Source organism: Maribacter flavus (assembly GCF_008386635.1).
GTDB lineage: Bacteria > Bacteroidota > Bacteroidia > Flavobacteriales > Flavobacteriaceae > Maribacter > Maribacter flavus.
On sequence record NZ_VUOE01000003.1, the window covers coordinates 286,366 to 303,444 of the forward strand.

18 protein-coding genes are annotated in these 17,079 nt (G+C 41.4%); 9 read left to right on the plus strand and 9 right to left on the minus strand.

Annotated elements, in window-relative coordinates; translation table 11 throughout:
- The first annotated feature begins 45 nt into the window (after positions 1–45).
- Both F0361_RS17370 and F0361_RS17375 read left to right on the plus strand, forming a co-directional pair.
- A complete protein-coding gene (locus tag F0361_RS17370; RefSeq protein WP_154920687.1) occupies positions 46–384 on the plus strand; it encodes a Sec-independent protein translocase subunit TatA/TatB in 339 nt (112 codons plus the stop codon).
- An 8-nt stretch (positions 385–392) separates the two neighbouring features.
- Positions 393–965, plus strand: coding sequence for a phosphatase PAP2 family protein (locus F0361_RS17375; RefSeq protein ID WP_154920688.1), 573 nt, complete (start codon positions 393–395; stop codon positions 963–965).
- On the opposite strand, the gene F0361_RS17380 is transcribed toward F0361_RS17375, so the two are convergent.
- Entirely contained in the window at positions 931–1,572 is a 642-nt protein-coding gene (locus F0361_RS17380; protein ID WP_154920689.1) for an O-methyltransferase, read from the minus strand. The genes F0361_RS17375 and F0361_RS17380 overlap by 35 nt on opposite strands.
- Positions 1,573–1,633: 61 nt before the next feature.
- Between F0361_RS17380 and F0361_RS17385 the strand changes: the two genes are divergently transcribed.
- The 3 genes from F0361_RS17385 to F0361_RS17395 all read left to right on the plus strand — a co-directional run bounded on the left by F0361_RS17385 (position 1,634) and on the right by F0361_RS17395 (position 4,712).
- Complete coding sequence (locus F0361_RS17385; protein WP_154920690.1) at positions 1,634–2,110, plus strand: GNAT family N-acetyltransferase; 477 nt, start codon at positions 1,634–1,636, stop codon at positions 2,108–2,110.
- A 173-nt stretch (positions 2,111–2,283) separates the two neighbouring features.
- Positions 2,284–3,558 carry a kynureninase gene (kynU, locus tag F0361_RS17390; RefSeq protein ID WP_154920691.1) on the plus strand — a complete coding sequence of 425 codons (1,275 nt, stop codon included), beginning with the start codon at positions 2,284–2,286 and terminating at the stop codon, positions 3,556–3,558.
- A gap of 5 nt (positions 3,559–3,563) precedes the next feature.
- Positions 3,564–4,712, plus strand: coding sequence for an MFS transporter (locus F0361_RS17395; RefSeq protein ID WP_154920692.1), 1,149 nt, complete (start codon positions 3,564–3,566; stop codon positions 4,710–4,712).
- A 26-nt stretch (positions 4,713–4,738) separates the two neighbouring features.
- Here F0361_RS17395 and F0361_RS17400 read toward each other — a convergent pair whose 3' ends face one another.
- Positions 4,739–5,905 carry a hypothetical protein gene (locus F0361_RS17400; protein WP_154920693.1) on the minus strand — a complete coding sequence of 389 codons (1,167 nt, stop codon included), beginning with the start codon at positions 5,903–5,905 and terminating at the stop codon, positions 4,739–4,741.
- 28 nt (positions 5,906–5,933) lie between these two features.
- Positions 5,934–6,608 carry a hypothetical protein gene (locus tag F0361_RS17405; RefSeq protein ID WP_154920694.1) on the minus strand — a complete coding sequence of 225 codons (675 nt, stop codon included), beginning with the start codon at positions 6,606–6,608 and terminating at the stop codon, positions 5,934–5,936.
- 58 nt (positions 6,609–6,666) lie between these two features.
- Here F0361_RS17405 and F0361_RS17410 point away from each other — a divergent pair, with 58 nt between their 5' ends.
- From F0361_RS17410 to F0361_RS17425, 4 genes are all read left to right on the plus strand, one after another.
- Positions 6,667–7,317 carry an RNA polymerase sigma factor gene (locus F0361_RS17410; protein ID WP_246160927.1) on the plus strand — a complete coding sequence of 217 codons (651 nt, stop codon included), beginning with the start codon at positions 6,667–6,669 and terminating at the stop codon, positions 7,315–7,317.
- A complete protein-coding gene (locus F0361_RS17415) occupies positions 7,317–7,505 on the plus strand; it encodes a hypothetical protein (RefSeq protein WP_138259486.1) in 189 nt (62 codons plus the stop codon). Before F0361_RS17410 ends, F0361_RS17415 begins: the two co-directional genes overlap by 1 nt.
- A 7-nt stretch (positions 7,506–7,512) precedes the next feature.
- Positions 7,513–8,340 (plus strand): mechanosensitive ion channel family protein, encoded by an 828-nt coding sequence (locus F0361_RS17420; RefSeq protein WP_154920695.1) that lies wholly within the window; start codon positions 7,513–7,515, stop codon positions 8,338–8,340.
- A gap of 74 nt (positions 8,341–8,414) precedes the next feature.
- Positions 8,415–8,963: a ClpP family protease gene (locus F0361_RS17425; protein ID WP_154920696.1), complete on the plus strand. Its 549-nt coding sequence runs from the start codon at positions 8,415–8,417 to the stop codon at positions 8,961–8,963.
- An 89-nt stretch (positions 8,964–9,052) separates the two neighbouring features.
- Here F0361_RS17425 and F0361_RS17430 read toward each other — a convergent pair whose 3' ends face one another.
- From F0361_RS17430 to F0361_RS17455, 6 genes are all read right to left on the minus strand, one after another.
- Entirely contained in the window at positions 9,053–9,958 is a 906-nt protein-coding gene (locus F0361_RS17430; protein ID WP_154920697.1) for a PorP/SprF family type IX secretion system membrane protein, read from the minus strand.
- Between the two features lie 171 nt (positions 9,959–10,129).
- The gene (locus F0361_RS17435; protein ID WP_154920698.1) at positions 10,130–12,790 is read right to left on the minus strand and encodes a T9SS type B sorting domain-containing protein; all 2,661 of its coding nucleotides are present in this window, start codon (positions 12,788–12,790) and stop codon (positions 10,130–10,132) included.
- Between the two features lie 453 nt (positions 12,791–13,243).
- Entirely contained in the window at positions 13,244–14,815 is a 1,572-nt protein-coding gene (locus F0361_RS17440; RefSeq protein ID WP_154920699.1) for a cryptochrome/photolyase family protein, read from the minus strand.
- A gap of 116 nt (positions 14,816–14,931) precedes the next feature.
- On the minus strand, positions 14,932–16,233 hold the full coding sequence (locus F0361_RS17445) for a DASH family cryptochrome (protein ID WP_154920700.1): 1,302 nt from the start codon (positions 16,231–16,233) through the stop codon (positions 14,932–14,934).
- The gene (locus F0361_RS17450; RefSeq protein ID WP_154920701.1) at positions 16,230–16,376 is read right to left on the minus strand and encodes a DUF2256 domain-containing protein; all 147 of its coding nucleotides are present in this window, start codon (positions 16,374–16,376) and stop codon (positions 16,230–16,232) included. The genes F0361_RS17445 and F0361_RS17450 overlap by 4 nt, the downstream gene beginning before the upstream one ends.
- Positions 16,377–17,006: a flavin reductase family protein gene (locus F0361_RS17455; RefSeq protein WP_154920702.1), complete on the minus strand. Its 630-nt coding sequence runs from the start codon at positions 17,004–17,006 to the stop codon at positions 16,377–16,379. It abuts the gene before it with no gap.
- Positions 17,007–17,079 lie beyond the last annotated feature (73 nt).

A 17,079-nucleotide genomic window follows, 5' to 3' on the forward strand; every position in this document is an offset into this window, starting at 1 on the left:
ACAGGGCTTTTTTATTGCGCATCCAAACTTGATTATATTTGTAGTATGATTTCAACGTATTTTTTATTCATTAGTGGTGCCGAAATATTCTTCATCCTATTTATTGTGGTGATGGTTTTTGGAGCCGATAAGATTCCGGGCATTGCCAAGGGATTGGGCAAGGGTATGCGACAGCTTAGGGACGCCACGGATGATATCAAAAGGGAGATCCAACGCAGTGCGGATAAACAAGGAATAGATACCAACGTCATTACGGATATCCAAAAGGATATTAACGATGTCAAAAAAAGTATCGACACTGGCATTACCAAGGACATTAAAAAGGAGTTTGGTGAGGTCGGTAAGAAAATAGGCGACGTTTCTGGAACCGTTAAAAGAAAGTAGCCGCGTCTATGTGGGACCAATTGCTGCAATGGGACCAAGAAATACTGATATTCCTCAATAATTTAGGGTCAACCTCCTTTGATGGTTTTTGGCGGATCATCACAAAATATCCAACCTGGATACCCCTTTTTATCCTTTTTCTTTTCCTGATTTTCAAGTCAAGACCTTGGAAGGAAGCCTTGGTTCTGTTATTGATGCTGGGAATTTTGGTCTTTTTTGTGGAGACCTGTACCAACCTTACCAAAGTAGTTGTGGAACGGCTACGCCCCAATAATGATGCATACTTAAAACCATGGATCCGGGTATTGGCAAATCCCTCGAGCTATAGCTTTTTTTCGGCCCATTCCGCCATATCCTTTTCCGTAACCACCTTTGTATATGCTATCCTTAGAGTACGTTTTAGGTGGAGTTACCTTTTTTATCTTTGGCCTATTTTATTCCTTTCCAGCCGTATCTACCTGGGCGTGCATTATCCATCGGATGTTCTTGCAGGGGCTTTCTTCGGAATACTATCGGCGTTACTTTTTCACAAATTGTACTTGCTGCTTATTTCACCCTACTTAGCGTTAGGCCGTCCCTGATGGGCAATAATACCGTATCCAATTTTGGGTGATTGCTCAGTTTTGCGTTGTAGTCCAATAGAACCTTGGTGGCCTTGTCCCATTTTTTAAGGGGTTCCACAACTTTGCCGGACCAAAGTACATTATCGGATAAAATGACACTGCCGGATCTTGTTTTGGGCAACACCACTTCCAAATAGTTGTCGTATTGTTTTTTCTCGGCATCAATGAATATCAGGTCGAAGGTAATGTCCAACTTGGGAATGATCTCCAAGGCATTGCCCATATGAGGGTAAATACGTTCTCCAAAACCGCTTTTATTGAAATAAGTGCGCTGCATTTCCCCTAGTTCAGGATTGATGTCTATGGTATGTAACTCGCCGTTCTCCCGCAGACCTTCGGCCAGACATAGGGCGGAATATCCTGTATAGGTGCCTATTTCTAGAATATATTTGGGATTAATAATTTTGGAAAGCACGCTTAGCACCCTTCCCTGAAAGCGGCCCGTCAACATTCTGGGTTGTATGACCTTGAGGTGGGTCTCACGGGTCAGTTCTTGTAGGATTTCGGGTTCTTCCTGGGAGTGTTCGGTCAAGTAATCTTCCAGGATCTGCGATAAAAAATGCATGGATTTCTTTTTACAAAAATAGCTTTTTAAGCATTATTTTTAAACCTTGTAAATCGGTAAGATGGATAACGGAATTGTCATTCGCGAAGCGGTAATTGAGGATCTGCCCATACTTTTGAAATTCGAACAGGAAATCATTTTGGCGGAACGTCCCATGGATTCAACCATACGAAAGGGCAAGGTCAATTATTACGATCTTGCAGAACTGATAACTTCCGATAATGCCCAAGTGCTTGTCGCCTGTTTCGGATTACAAGTAGTTGCCAGTGGATATGCCCTTATCAAAGAGGCCCGACATTATTTGGACCATACGCATTATGGTTATTTGGGTTTTATGTACACGCTTCCCGAATTTAGGGGCAAAGGTATCAACGGAAAAATCATCGAGGGACTTAAAAGCTGGGTATTGTCCAAGGGCCTTACCGAAATTAGGTTAACCGTCTACGACGATAACGAACCGGCCTTGTCGGCCTATGAAAAAGTGGGTTTCAAAAGACACATCATAGAAATGCGATTTGTTACGGAGGCCAAAACCTGAAATCGGACCTAAACCATAGTTTTTCTTTGTTCGTATATCCCTATTTTTACTCGATAATCGAGATCAATTACTAAGGTGCTTGCGTTGAAACCTAAAAATGTTGTTTCTCTTATTGAAGTGGTTTAATGCCTTGTGGGCTTGCCCCGAGGTAGTTCATCGGATAAAATTGAAGTATGGAATTTCAAAATACCTTGGGGTTTGCCCAGGAATTGGATAAAAAGGATGTGTTGGCGAAGTACCGTAAGGAGTTCGTTTACCCAAAAGTAAATGGGGAAGAGGTTATTTATTTTACCGGCAATTCACTTGGGCTTCAGCCTAAACGGGCAAAAGCTTTTGTGGACGAAATAATGACGGATTGGGCCGAGTTGGGAGTGGAGGGCCATTTTTATGCCGATAAACCTTGGTGGGACTATCACGAACGTTTGATTCCGCCGTTGGCAAAAGTTGTAGGCGCCAAGCCCGAAGAGATCACGGTTATGAACACCTTGAGCGTAAACCTACACTTTCTCATGGTATCGTTCTACACCCCAACAAAAAACCGATATAAAATACTCTGTGAGGAAAAGGCTTTCCCCAGCGACCAATACATGCTTCAAAGTCAGGTGCGTTTTCACGGTTTTGCTGCAGAGGATGCCATTGTGGAGGTAAAAAAGCGCGAAGGCGAGCATTTTTGGCGGACCAAGGATATTGTGGCCAAAATCGAAGAAGTAGGGGACGAGCTGGCCTTGGTGCTCATTGGCGGGGTGAATTATTACAACGGTCAGGTGATGGATATGGAATCTATTACCAAGGCCGGAAGAAGAGTAGGTGCCAATGTTGGCTGGGATTTGGCGCATGCCGTTGGAAATGTGGCGCTTAAATTACATGATTGGAATACCGATTTTGCCGCGTGGTGCAGTTATAAGTATATGAACAGCGGTCCGGGAAATGCATCGGGCGTATTTGTACATGAACGTCATTTGGATAAAAAGGATATCCCCAGGTTCGAGGGCTGGTGGGGAACCAAAAAAGAAGAACGCTTCTTAATGAAGCCCCACTTTGAACCCATGCCCAATGCGGATGCATGGCAAGTGAGCAATCCTCCCGTATTGTCCATGGCACCCTATTTGGCCTCATTGGAACTTTTTGAGGAGGTAGGAATGCCCGCCCTCATCGAAAAACAGAAAACGCTTACGGGGTACTTGGAATTCGTGTTGAAGGAAATCGATGCCGAAGTAGACAGTAGTTTTGAAATCATCACCCCAAAGGATAGGGGCTGTCAACTTTCCGTTTTCTTGCACGGCCAAGGAAGGGCCTTGTTCGATTATCTGATGCAAAATGGTGTAATCGTGGATTGGCGTGAGCCCAATGTAATTCGTTTGGCACCGGCCCCATTTTATTGTTCGTATGAGGATATGTACCGATTTGGACAGATACTTAAGGAGGGTATATTAAAAAACACTCGATAAGTTAGATGAAATCGCTCGGATTGATTTTTTCCAATGCCCGATATTTTGGACCCTCATGGGTTTTTGCAAGTATCAACATCCTTTTTGGGACATGGGCCATTTATATTCCAACCGTAAAGGAAAATCTTGGGATTGACAAGTCCCAGTTGGGAATCGCCATTTTTTGCCTGTCCTTAGGCGTATTTATCGTATTTCCTTTTGCTTCCTCCATTATTAATCGGATTGGGGTAGGGAAGGCCACTTGGTATGGGGTGCTGATCAGTTGTTGCACGGCCATCCTTCCGATTCTGAGCCCAAGTTATTACACGTTGATGGGCAGTCTATTCTTGTTTGGGGCTTCCAACGGGTTTACGGATATTTCCATGAATACCTTAGTGACCGAACTGGAGAAAAAAGATAACGCCAAATTCATGTCGGCCTCCCACGGTTTTTTTAGTCTGGGCGGCGTCTTGGCCGGATTGGGCAGCTTTTTGATAGGTCCCTTGGACAATCCTGTATTGCATATGGGAATGGCCATTGCGTTAGTTTTCATCGTTAATTTCACATTCTACAAAAACTTCGTCAACGAGGTTGCGGCGACTATTGAAAAGGAGACATTTAGCCTGAAACTTTTTAAACCGTTGCTTTTGTTAGGGCTTATTTCCTTTATTGCCATGGGAAGCGAGGGTGCCATTGTGGATTGGAGCGGACTCTACCTAAAGGAAGTCAGTTTGGCTCCCGAGGCCTTGTGGGGTGCCGGATTTTTAGGTTTTCAGGTGACGATGACCTTAGGTCGGTTTTTGGGTGACGGGATCAGCGCGAGTATCGGTTCCGTAAAAATGGTGGCCTTGGGTACGTTGTTAAGTATTATCGGTTATGTACTGGTACTGACAACATCCACCTATTTGGCCATCGTAGGATTTGCCATTTGTGGCCTGGGTTTTTCGGCCATGGTTCCGGAGCTCTTTCGAATCGGTGGAAACGTCAAAGGTGTGGATTCCTCAAAGGGAGTTTCGTTTATCGCCGGGGCCGGCTATTCCGGGTTTCTATGTGCGCCCCCTATTTTGGGTTTTCTTGCGGACAATTATTCCCTCAAAACAAGTTTTATCGTGTTGTTGGGCGTGGCTATGTTTATATTGGGTGCGACGGCAATCCTTAAAAAGAGGCGGGGGTAGGGGAAAATTTGGTTGGTCCGATAACCTTAGTTCATGTTGCCTTTCGTCTTTAGCCCCGAAGTTCCCTTTCCAATAGTTTGTATAAACTCCTTGATTTCCTCCGTTACCGGAAGCCAGGACTGTTCTTGCCAATAGGCTTCATTATACGGATGTTTTAACATAAAAATGTCCTTATGCTCGTTGACATTGCTTTTCACCTTTTCATTGCCAAAACTATCCGGGGTGTATAAGGTAATTTCTATTTCGTAAACATCCGGTGCGGGATGTTTTTCCGTTTTCACTTCCAAGGAGAAGGATCGTTTTGCCCTGTGCATAAAATACAGTCCTCGTTCCATATCTTCTTTAAAGTACATGGAGGAACTAGCTTTTAATAGATGGGTATATTTATCCAAATCTGTTTTAGAAGTCTTTTGAGCCCCTTTGAGAAATAATTCAAAAGATAAGATTGCATTATCTTCTTCGTTAATAATGTAGTGACCTTTTGCACTACTGCCATCCTCTGTTGGTAACGAATTGAATTCTACCCGTATCTCCTCACTATTCTCATAGGGCTTTTCAATTACGTCGAATTCCGGACCCATGGCGTTCAGCCGCATGAATTCTCCGAAAATGTTGTACAGCGAGGGAAGCTCAAAGTATACGCCGTAAACGTCCCTAATGATTCCCAATTGCCGCATTTCCGCCAGTTCTACTTGGTAATCCTTTTTTTCCATTTCCAGACCATTGCCGTAAATGGAGGTTTTACGCAGTAGCGTACCTGTCATATCCTGTAGCCGAACCAAAGTGTCGTTTTTACGGAGCAAGGCCCGGATGAAAAACGTTTCCGTATGTGGTGTCAATAAATAATTGGAATTGATGGAATCCTTGATCTTCTGAAGAATAGTCTTGGCATTGGTCACCACCACTTCGTCCAAGGCCACTACCTTCTTTTCTAGGTAAATAGTATCCTTAAGGGCCTTTAATGAAAGCGCTTTTTTTTCGTATCCGTTTCTAAAGAATAGGACCGTATCCAGTGAAGTTTTCAATAGGAACCTGCCATCCGTATTGCTAATGGTGCTATGCTTCCTGTTAAATACATGCACGAATTCCAAGGGAACTTTTTCATCGGCATCCATTTTGATACCACCAAATTCCGTTTGGCCCAACACAAGTCCCCCATATAAACAAAAAGTTAACAGTAGGTACCTTCGCATGTTCCCCATAATTCAATGGAAATTGTGCTTACTCCACTTCAATACCCGTGAAGTACAACTGGAAATTGCCTTCCCCCATTTTGTGCATGGTGGCGATGTTGAGTCCATCAATATTTTTGTAGTCCTCCCAACTGGTTATCATATTGGGTTCCTCTTGGTTACCTCTTCTAAAGACCCATTCCCTGATGATATAATCGTCCCCAAAATAAAAGTCATAGGCATCCCCGGGGGTGTAGCCACCTTCGTTTCCGTACACAATGGTCAATTTTTGCATGATATCCTTGCTCATGGGCGCCTGTACAGAGTCGGTATGTGTGTATTGAAAACTATTCCGGTCCCAGACCAATTGGTAAGGGGCAAGCATCCAATATTTGTCGTTGATGAAACCGGCATCGGTTTTGGCAATTACGCTGTCCATTTTCGTACGGTTGTAACGAAGCGTATCCTCATGGGTCATAAAAACGACATCGTTGGTTTTTGGATGCCATTGCCACGTGCGTTCAAAATGGGACGAATCCCTATCCACATTGAACGTGAATTTGATGCGCTCTATATTTTTCCAATTTTCGTAGCCATTGGCATCGGCTATTTTCTCCAATACTGTACTTTCTTTTTCAATGGTTTCTTCTTGCTTTTTCTCGTCGTTTTTGCAACTTCCAAATAAAACCAAAAAGAGCACCGGCACAAATAAGCATTTTTTCATGGTGGGTATCATTTAGGTAACAAGGTACTAATAACAGAAACTTTAACCTATTTTTGTTTTGCATAATAATTTTCTGAAGGTGACCTTCTTACGCAAACTGTGTCTAATCATTGTGGGCAATCAATTCAATAAGGAATTGGATGCCAATGATCCATACAAGGACATCACCGATGAAGATCTGGTGAAGGAAATAGTGGCGAAGAAGGATTCCATGATTTTTGGGGTCCTTTATGATCGTTATGCCAAAATGGTTTTCAATAAGTGTTATGGATTTGCAAAATCACAAAAGGAGGCAGAAGACCTAACACAGGACGTATTTTTGATGGTATTCGTAAAGTTGGCCTCCTTCAAGGGGAACTCAAAATTTTCAACCTGGCTGTATTCTTTCACGTACAATTTTTGCGTTAATTATGTGAACAGGGATAAGGGAAGGAAAATAAGCGATCGCTCCAATGATATTGGTGATGAGGAATATAGATTGTCCCAAGAAGTAACGGACGAGCATTTATTGGAGTTGCAGGTGGAGAAATTGAAAAAGGCATTGGAAATGATACCCGGTGAGGACAAGACCATCCTGATGCTTAAATATCAGGACGGTGTTTCCATCAAAGAATTGGAATCCACCCTGGAACTGGGTACGAGTGCCGTAAAAATGAGATTAAAGAGAGCCAAGGCCAAAGTAATAGAAGCATATAATGCATTGCCCTAATGTTTGAACAGGATCAAAATCCGTTTAAGAGAATGCAGGGAGACCTTAAGGATGTCCCTCCAGAGCTACGTCAAAAAGTCATGAACGATGTGGCCATGGCCAAACTTATCATGGAAATGGCCACTCTGTTCACATCCAACTATGGCAGTCTTATAGAAAGCTTATTAAAAACCAAGAAAACTAAATAACTGAACTATGAAAACACTTACTGAACTCAAAGATACTTTGTCGGACAGTTTTGGTAGTTTACTGGAGTCCGCCGCTGAAATGATACCGCAAATCGTAGTGGGAATTATAGGCTTGATCGTCGCTTGGTTGATTATAAAAATCATTCTTTTCATCCTGAAACGGGTTCTTAAAGCGGCCAAGATAGATGTGCTATCCCAGCGCGTCGCCGATGCCAAATTATTTGGGGACAGACAACTTAAAATAGATTTGCTCAAGGTAACCCTGTCCGCCACCAAGATCCTTCTCATTTTAATGTTTACGGTGGTACTTGCCCAAATGTTGAAATTGAATGCCATTTCCGATGCCATTTATTCGTTATTAGGCTATTTGCCAACATTTATCAGTGCCCTGTTGATCCTTATAGGAGGGCTTTATTTGGCCACGGTCGTTAAACAAGCCACGCTAAAGCTATTCGATTCTATGGGCGTGGGCGGATCTAAAATGGTGAGTGGCACCCTTTTTTATTTGATCGTATTTTTCGTTTCTATTACGGCTTTGAATCAAGCGGGCGTTGAAACCCAAATCATTACGAGTAATTTCACTTTGGTACTCGGTGCCTTTTTGTTGGCCTTCGCCTTGGCTTTGGGTCTTGGCGCCAGGGAAGTAGTGGGCGATCTTTTACGGACCTTTTACTCAAGAAAAATCTATGAGGTGGGTGATCAAGTGAAAATTGGGAAGATTGAGGGTAAGGTGGAGGCTATCGATAATATCTCCATGATCGTAAAGACCAAATCCGGTAAATTGGTAGTGCCCATCAAGAAAATTGTGGACAGTACCGTTGAGGTGAGCGACTGAATTTTTGCAGGAATCAAAATAAAAAGGAATCATAATTTATTCCTTAATTTTGGGTTTGATTAAAAAACATACATATGAGTTCTAAAAAGGGAAAAATACAGGAAGCTATCGACGAAAAAATGTTGGCCGAAAGAAAAGTCTTTCTTTGGGGACAGGTAGATGACGATTCCGCCAAACATGTTATCGATAGGTTACTGTATTTGGATATGCAAAACCATAAGGAAATACAATTGTACATCAATAGCCCTGGCGGTTATGTAACTTCTGGTTTTGCCATGTACGATACCATAAAATCTTTAAAAAGTCCGGTTTCCACCATATGTACCGGTCTGGCGGCCTCCATGGGCTCTATTTTGTTATCCGTTGGAAAAAAGGGAAGACGATTCATACAGCCCCATGCACAGGTTATGATCCATCAGCCCAGTGGTGGTGCTAGGGGACAGGCTTCCAATATAGAAATCCAAGCCCGGGAAATTATCAAGACCAAGGAATTGAGCGCAAAAATTTTGGCCGATAACTGTGGCCAGTCTTATGAAAGGGTATTGAGGGACTTTGATAGGGATTACTGGATGAACGCCGAAGAGTCCATTGAATATGGTATTGTGGACGGGATTCTGGAATAACATTATGTTATCTTTGCAAAAAGTCCTTATAGATTCCTATCGGGACTTTTTAGTTATCACATATTGTCAAGGTTGAAATTTAAGTGGGTTTAAAAGTATCTGGGTGATTTAATACCCCCCACTTTACGTTTAAACATTTCATAGATTAAAATAATCTCATGGGTTCCTCCAGTATAAGGTTTAACCCTTGAAGTAGGTAAATCGTAGGCATATCCCAATCTATAATCTCGCGTTACCTGATAATCGACCATCCCACCAAAATTTGAGGCATCGTTGAAGCGATAGGATGCTCCTAACCAGAGTTTTTCATTGAACAAAAAGTTAGCCGTTAAATCATAGGTCGCCGGGGCTCCATTTGTAATTTTAGCTATAACCGTCGGTTTAAACTTCAAGTTATAGGACAAATCCATCACTACCCCTCCAATTGCATAATAACTATTTCTTTCCAAAGCTTTAAACTCTCCCTGATTTAAATCCGTATTTGCAATTCTAGGTGAGGAGACACCTATATACCATAAATTTGAACCCATGAATATACCTGCGCCAAAATTGGGTTTCCAACTATTAAAATTGGCATTGAAAAAAGGATCATTACTGTCAGGATTCTCCAAGTTGTAATTTGTAAACCCCGCTTTAAGTCCAAAGGACATTTTAACTTCTTGGGTCAAGGGCACCGTATATGAAAAATCTCCATATACGTAATTGGTACTTTCAAAACCCAATCTATCATTTATGTAGGACAGACCTAGGCCAATACGTTCGTTTCTTAACGGGCTATGGATGGAAAAAGTGTTTGTTCTCGGGTTTCCTTCTAGGCCTGCCCATTGGTTTCTATGTAGCAACGTTATGTTCAAAGTTTCCCTGCTTCCGGCATACGCTGGATTTACGGAAATGGTGTTGTACATATATTGTGTAAATTGTGGTAGCTGTTGAGCACTAACGGAAGTGGCACACATTGTTACAGCCAATACAAGAATTCTCTTGTAAACGTTCATAAATCGGGGAGTTAAAACATTATCTAATAAGTAGGTCATTTACGTTTGGCAAATTTAAATCAGTAGCTTGCTGATATTTGTATAAAGCCGTTTAACTACTTTGATTATTCGTTTGTTGGCAATGGGTTTGATGAAAATATAGGTGCAAGCAATTAGTGTATCACGAAATGTTTATTCCGAACCTAAATAGATGTAACCATTGATTTGTTGACTCTGTTCTCCATTTAAATTAATAATATAATAATAGGTCCCGGTAGGTAAGTATCCAGAGTTGCCTAGGGAATTATCGGGTGAGGTTCCTCCCCAATCGTTCTCATAGTTTTTTGCTTCAAATACTTTATTTCCCCATCTATTAAAAATCATCACTTCGAAAGTATTATCACAAAATTCGGTTCCTTTAATTTCGAAGAAATCATTGAAACCATCGGCGTTGGCCGTTACTGCCTTTGAGACCGTAAAATTATCTACGGAGCAAGGCACACATTTATTGTTCACAGCAATAGTAAAATCCACAAAGTAGTTGCACTCCCCAGATGTAGAGCTATACTCTACGACATATGTTTGTGTTTGATGCTGCATAGGGTCAAAAATACTTCCAGTCATCTGTGTTCCTTGTGTTATCGCTTTAAATGTCCCATCAGTTTCAAAACCTGATGGTAAATAATTTACTAGGTCTATTGCTTCATCCTCAATACAAAGTTCAATTGTCACTTCTTGAAGTTGAGGTTGCATTACGAATATAAACTGCTCAAAAAGTGCGGTGTTTCCACATGAATCTATTACATTCCAAGAGCGTACAATCATATAATCTTCCGAATCGTTAGCATTTTCTCGCTGCTCATTAAAATCTACGGAATAATTACCGCAACCTCCAGTAAAAGTTAGATTAGGTACTTCAGGTATTTCATCTCCACAAAGTATGGTGACTTGTTCCTCATAGGGACTTGCCATAATTGGTCCGTTAGGTATTACTGTTATCGTTTGGGTGTGGGTTTCCGTGTTCCCTGCACAATCACTGGCTATCCACATTCTTGTAATTTCATATCCTATAGCGCAATTACCATCATTTGATATGGTTTCGGTATAGTTTACCATGATATCACTTTCACAGGAATCTATAGCGGTTAGGGTCTCTGCAAATGGAATCTTATCACAGGTTACCGTTTCATTTTGAGGTAATGGTTCAACAAAAGTAGGAGCGGTTGTATCTACTATCGTAATCACCTGTTCATGGTTTATGATATTACCAACACAATCTGTAATGGTCCAATTTCTTGTAATTACATATTCCGTAGGACAATTGTCATTATTGCCATTTATACTCTCGGTAAGAACAGTGTCTATGGGACAAGTGCCTGAGGATGGATTATAATCAGCAGCGGGAGTAGTTTTACAGGCTTCAACGGTAACATTTGAAGGGAGTTCTATAACCGTCAGTGTTACAGTGGCAGTATCTCTGGTTCCGTTGCCATCAATAATCGTATATGTAAAATCGTCTGAACCTATAAAATCGGCATTAGGAGTATACACGAAATAGTCGTCCGCTTTATCCAAAGGGGTGCCATTATTGCCTATTGCCAAAATTCCGTTACTTGGGGAACTGGTAATCTCTAAAGCAAGGTTTGCATTAGGTCCGTCCACTCCAAAAGTATCATTGTCCAAAATGGTTAATGCTATATCAGCCGTGTTCTGAACTATTAAAAAATGGTCATCTTGGGCATTGGGTTTGTTATCTTCCCTAACCTTAATAATTACTGTCGACGTTTCACAAACGTGCTCGTTGGGGTATGGAAGACAAACTTGAACCTCAAATTGATCCATTCCTTTGAAGTCATTATTTGGAGTGTACATAAATGTGCCGTCGGTTTCAACAGTAACGCTACCATATAAAGGTTGCATGTCGTTAAGCAAAGAATATGTAGAGAAATCCGGAAGGTTGTCATTGGTGGCGACATTGGCATTTAAACTTTCCTTGAAGTTTGTTTCAAAATAATCATCAACCGCATAGGTTTGCATCAAAAAGAACTTGCCATCTCCATTATCTGTAGTAGCTGCCAAATATTTTATTGAAGTTATAATGGAACCAACTGGAGCTAAGTCAGATAACTTAAAAAGGGCAATACCTATAATTTGACCATTATCGTTATTTCTTCCACTGGACCAATAATCGGAATTGGGTAACGGAGGTGATTGGGGTTTTATACCTGTTAAATTACCTTGACTTCTTACAAAGGTTGCACCTAGTAAAACTTCAGTAGAACTATTGGCAGGTATACCATATATTTCGAGATATTGACAATTGTTGCCACCACGTTCTGTTACTGCCAAGACACCATCTGGATTGGATGGAATACCAGGGTTGTATGATATAGTCTGTATTTGGGTATCCACGGATGCTGTGGCACCATAATTTTCACAAAAATTGACTCCATTGCTATTCGATTCAAAATAATGATTAAGGTTTAGGGATTGATAGGCATTTATGGCTTCTAAATCCCAATTATAATCATTACTACTGCCCATAAGCATGGCACCGTTTGACCAAATATGATTTTCTGAATGTCCACCTGGACCCACCCGGGTCATTTCGTAACTGGAAGGAACCACAAAAGTGTTATAGTTTTCACCATTAATATCAATCGACTCCAGAGTCGCCTGGTCCCAAATGTTTGTTTGGGTGTCTTGCCAATTAAAATTTACACCAGATGAAATACCTTGCCCATAGATTTTTGCAACTCCGATTGTAAAAAGAATAGTAACAAAAAGGCCTATTAAATTTAAAGATGGTAGTTTGGGTAAAAAATAGTTTGTTTGGGCGTAGTTTACATTCATGAATAGCTAGTAGGTAATGGAAACCGCTTTGAATTTTTTGGTTAAAGGTTTCCAAGTTTTTTTAATTGGTTTTAATATGTAAGAATTGGGTCAAATTCTATTTCAAAAATATTTACATATTCATTGAGTTTTTTAAGAATATAGTTTAAGGAGGTCAATTATTCGATGGAAGGATAGAACGTCGATTAAAAGATTTTAATCAAAGACGAATGGCGTAAAGAGGAATAGGTCATTTATCGATAAACTACCTATTTTATTGGATTTTCACCAACAATATGAGCAATAGATTGCTGTAAACATCCACGGTTGAATTCGTCCTTTACATAGAAAAAGCTCCTTCACAATTTTCTTGTGAAGGAGCTTCTTGGATATATATAGACGCTCTCGCGGAATAGTCCCTTAATAGACGCTTAAAAATACTTCATTGGATGTTTTTCCACCTTTAATTATTTGTTAAAACGTATCTGGATTTTTAATGATTTCGGCTGATTTTTCTCTGATGTATTCCATCTCCGAAGCACTTTTCTTGTCGAGCAAACTCATCATCATGTTCATGCGTTGATTGTCCTTAAAATGTTCTTTTTTGGCATCCAGAAAATTCCAATAGAGGGTATTGAACGGACAGGCATTGTCCCCTTGTTTTTGGGTATGTTTGTAGTGGCAGGAACCGCAATAATCGCTCATTTTGTTGATATAATTGGCAGTGCTCACGTAGGGTTTGGTGGCCACGATTCCCCCATCGGCAAATTGGCTCATGCCCCTGGTATTGGTGATTTCTACCCATTCAATGGCATCAATGTAAACCCCAAGGTACCATTGGTCCACTTCATCCGGATGCAGTTGTGCCAACAGGGCAAAATTTCCAATGACCATCAACCGTTGAATATGGTGTGCATAGGCATCAGTAAGGCTTTGCCCAATGGCATGTTTCAAGCAGTTCATTTTGGTGTTGCCCGTCCAGAAAAACTCGGGTAGGGGGTTCTGATTTTCGAGTTTGTTCAGTTTGGCATAGTCCGGCATTTCCTTCCAATAAATGCCTCGCATATATTCACGCCATCCCACTATTTGCCGTACAAAGCCTTCAACCTGTGAAATATCGATATTTTCTTTGTTTTCATGATACTGTTCCAATACTTTGTCAATGACTTCCTTCGGACTTATAATTTTGGCGTTCATGGCGAAGGACAGTCGGGAATGGAAAAGGTATTTCTCTTCTGTATGCATGGCGTCTTGATAATCGCCAAAGTGAACCAACAGTTCCTTGCAAAAATAGTTCAGGACCGAAAGGCAATCCGCCCTACTTACGGGCCAATTGAACTTTTCCGGATCAATTTCCCCAAAGGTTTTTACACCGGCTTGCTCTATTTCCTTCAGTAAATCGGTAACGTCCTTTCTAAATCCGCGTTCGTGGGGAATTTCCGGTGTTCCCTTCCACTTTTTTCTGTTGCTCTGGTCGTAGTTCCATTTTCCGCCATCGGGTTGGCCATTTTCCACCATGATGCCATGCTTTTTGCGCATCATCCGGTAAAAGGATTCCATCAACAATTGCTTTTTCCCCGAAAAGAAATCTTTCAGTTCGTACCGACTCGTGTAGAAATGCTCCGTATCCACGGCATGGGTGTCGATTTTCAGGGATTTCGCAATTTGTTTTAACTGTACGTCCAAGCGGTATTCGTCCGGCAATTGGTATTCAAATCGTTCCGCACTTGTCGCATCGCAATACTTTTCTACAATCTTGGCCAGGTCTTGTGGATTTTCCGTGTCTCCAATTTTTAGGTAGATGAATTGGTGTCCCTTTTCGCTCAGTTCTTCCTTAAAGGTTCGCATGGCCAAGAAGAAGGCCGTTACCTTTTGGATGTGATGCTTCACATAGTCCGTCTCCTGCCGCATTTCGGCCATGAGATAAGTAACATTATCATTTACCGAATCAAACCAACGGTGTTTTTGGTTGAGCTGATCGCCCAATATCAATCGCAAAGTAGCCCCTCCCGACCTCCCCGAAGGAGAAGAGTTGTCCTTAGTCATCTTTTATTATTAATTTACTGAATGTCAATATTTTATTATGCTTTTTTTCCTTTCTTTGGCGAATTGTACAATCCGTAGTTACGGATTCTCAAAGAGCGAAAACAATGTCTTATAGGTTATTGGTCAAACAAACTTCCTTGTAACCAATGTTTTTGAAATTTTCCATTGGGGTCATAGCGCTCTGCCTGTAATTTGGTGTTGAATTTTCGGTCCCTTGGGTCGTTGCCAACACCACTGTTATACATCCAGTTGCCCCAATTGCTGTGCACGTCATAATCGATGAGCATACTCTCAAAATAAGCGGCTCCAAAGCGCCAATCCTGCTCCAGTTCCTTGGCCCAATAACTGGCGACATTCTGTCTGCCCCTATTGCTCATCCATCCTGTTTTTTCCAGTTCCCTCATATTGGCATTGACAAAGGCATCGGGTGTATTTCCCTCTATCCATTGGTCCAGTTTTGACTGGTCCAGTTGCCAGTCGTACTGCTTGTCCAAAATTCCTTCAAGCCGAAAGATTTTGGGGCCATGTTTTAGAGATACATATTTGAAAAAATCCCGCCATATCAGCTCAAAAACCAACCAATAGGTATCCTGGTTTTTTTTGACCTCTTTCTCAAACTTCTTTACTTGCCAGTAAATCGAACGGGCAGAAATACTGCCATTTGCCAACCATGCAGAAAGTTTGGAGCTATAGTCCGTGCCCACCAAGCCGTTCCTGGTTTTTTTGTAATAGGCCAATTTTTTGGTTTCCCAGAAATAATGGGCAATGCGTCGTAAGGCCTGCGTTTCACCTCCCTGGAAAGGAAAAGCGGACCTATTGTCCGGTGTCGGTTCCGATAGTCCCAGATCTGTCAACGAAGGTAACTTCGTATGGTTTTCTAATTTGTTTGATTCAGGAAAAACCCTTTCAAAGGTAACCTCAGGACGAACCTTACAGTATTTTTCGCACTTTTTCCTGAATTCGGTAAAAACCTTGGGAATGTCCTCAAACTTCGTGTATGGAATATCCTCCATATGAAAAAGAAACTGGTCGTAGGTTTCCTCAAACTGTACGGCTTCACCCACCTCCCTTTTTACCGAATCCGATATAAAAACCTCGTCGCGCGTCCACTCTTTCTGGAGATATATTTTATGGATCTGATGTTCTTTTGCCAGTTTTGGGATGTGTTGCGATGAATTCCCCACATAGACGAACAACGGGATATTGAATTTTTTGAGATTTTCCCGTAATTCCCGCACGGATTCTATTAGAAATTTGGCGCGAAACCGTTCCGTTTTTTTAAATCCGAAATCCCCTTTTTCAAAATAAAGGGTATCAAAGCAATAAACGCCCATTACCTTTTCGCCCTGACTTGCTTTTAGAAGTGAGGTGTTGTCCTGTACCCGTAAATCGTTCCTGAACCAGACTAAATTAGTCATGTAAATTGTTTTTTGTTTTTTCTACATTTTTCACTGCAATATCGTACCTCGTCCCAATGTCTTTCCCATTTTTTTCGCCAACTAAATGGAAGTCCGCAAATCGGACAGGTTTTTGAAGGTAAATGTTGTTTTTTATGGGCCATCTATTTTTCTTTTATTGCCTCATTTGGCCGCGCATAAGCGAATCTTTTCAGGAGTTTTGGAAGGGCATAGCCATCCAGACCAATATTGGCGATACTTTCCGCAAATTCTAGATTGATGCTGCCATCCTCGAACAGGGCTTCATCCGGAAGGTATATATGTTCTATGGCCCCAATAATCAGGACGCAGCCGTTTTCAGCGATTGTGTATTCATTTACGTAGGAACAGCCCAGTTTAATATGGCTTTCCTTTACATACGGTGCCTGAAATCCGTCGAGGTATTCCTCAGTCAAGCCAGTTTTTTCGAATTCCGACTCGTTATCCCCATATTTCGCCGAGGTTTGATGGCTTTGCTCCAATATGGACCCGTTTACATGGTTTACTGTAAAAACGCCCGTCGCCTTCATGTTACTATAGGTATCCCTCCGTACCGTAAACGGTCTTAGGATAAAACCAAGCAGGGCAGGGTCGCTCCCAATGTGCGAAATGGAATTGAATATGGCCAGATTTGTAACGCCCTCTGGCGATTTTGTGCCTAAAAGGTTGCTAGGTCTGTACCCTGTGGAACTATTGATTAAATTTGCCCTAAATCTATTGGGGAGGTTTTTTAAATCCGAAAGATTAAAATGCATTCCTTCTTTATTTGTGTTTAATAAAATTAAATATTGGCTAAACAAAAACAGTTAATATTAAACTAAAACCTAA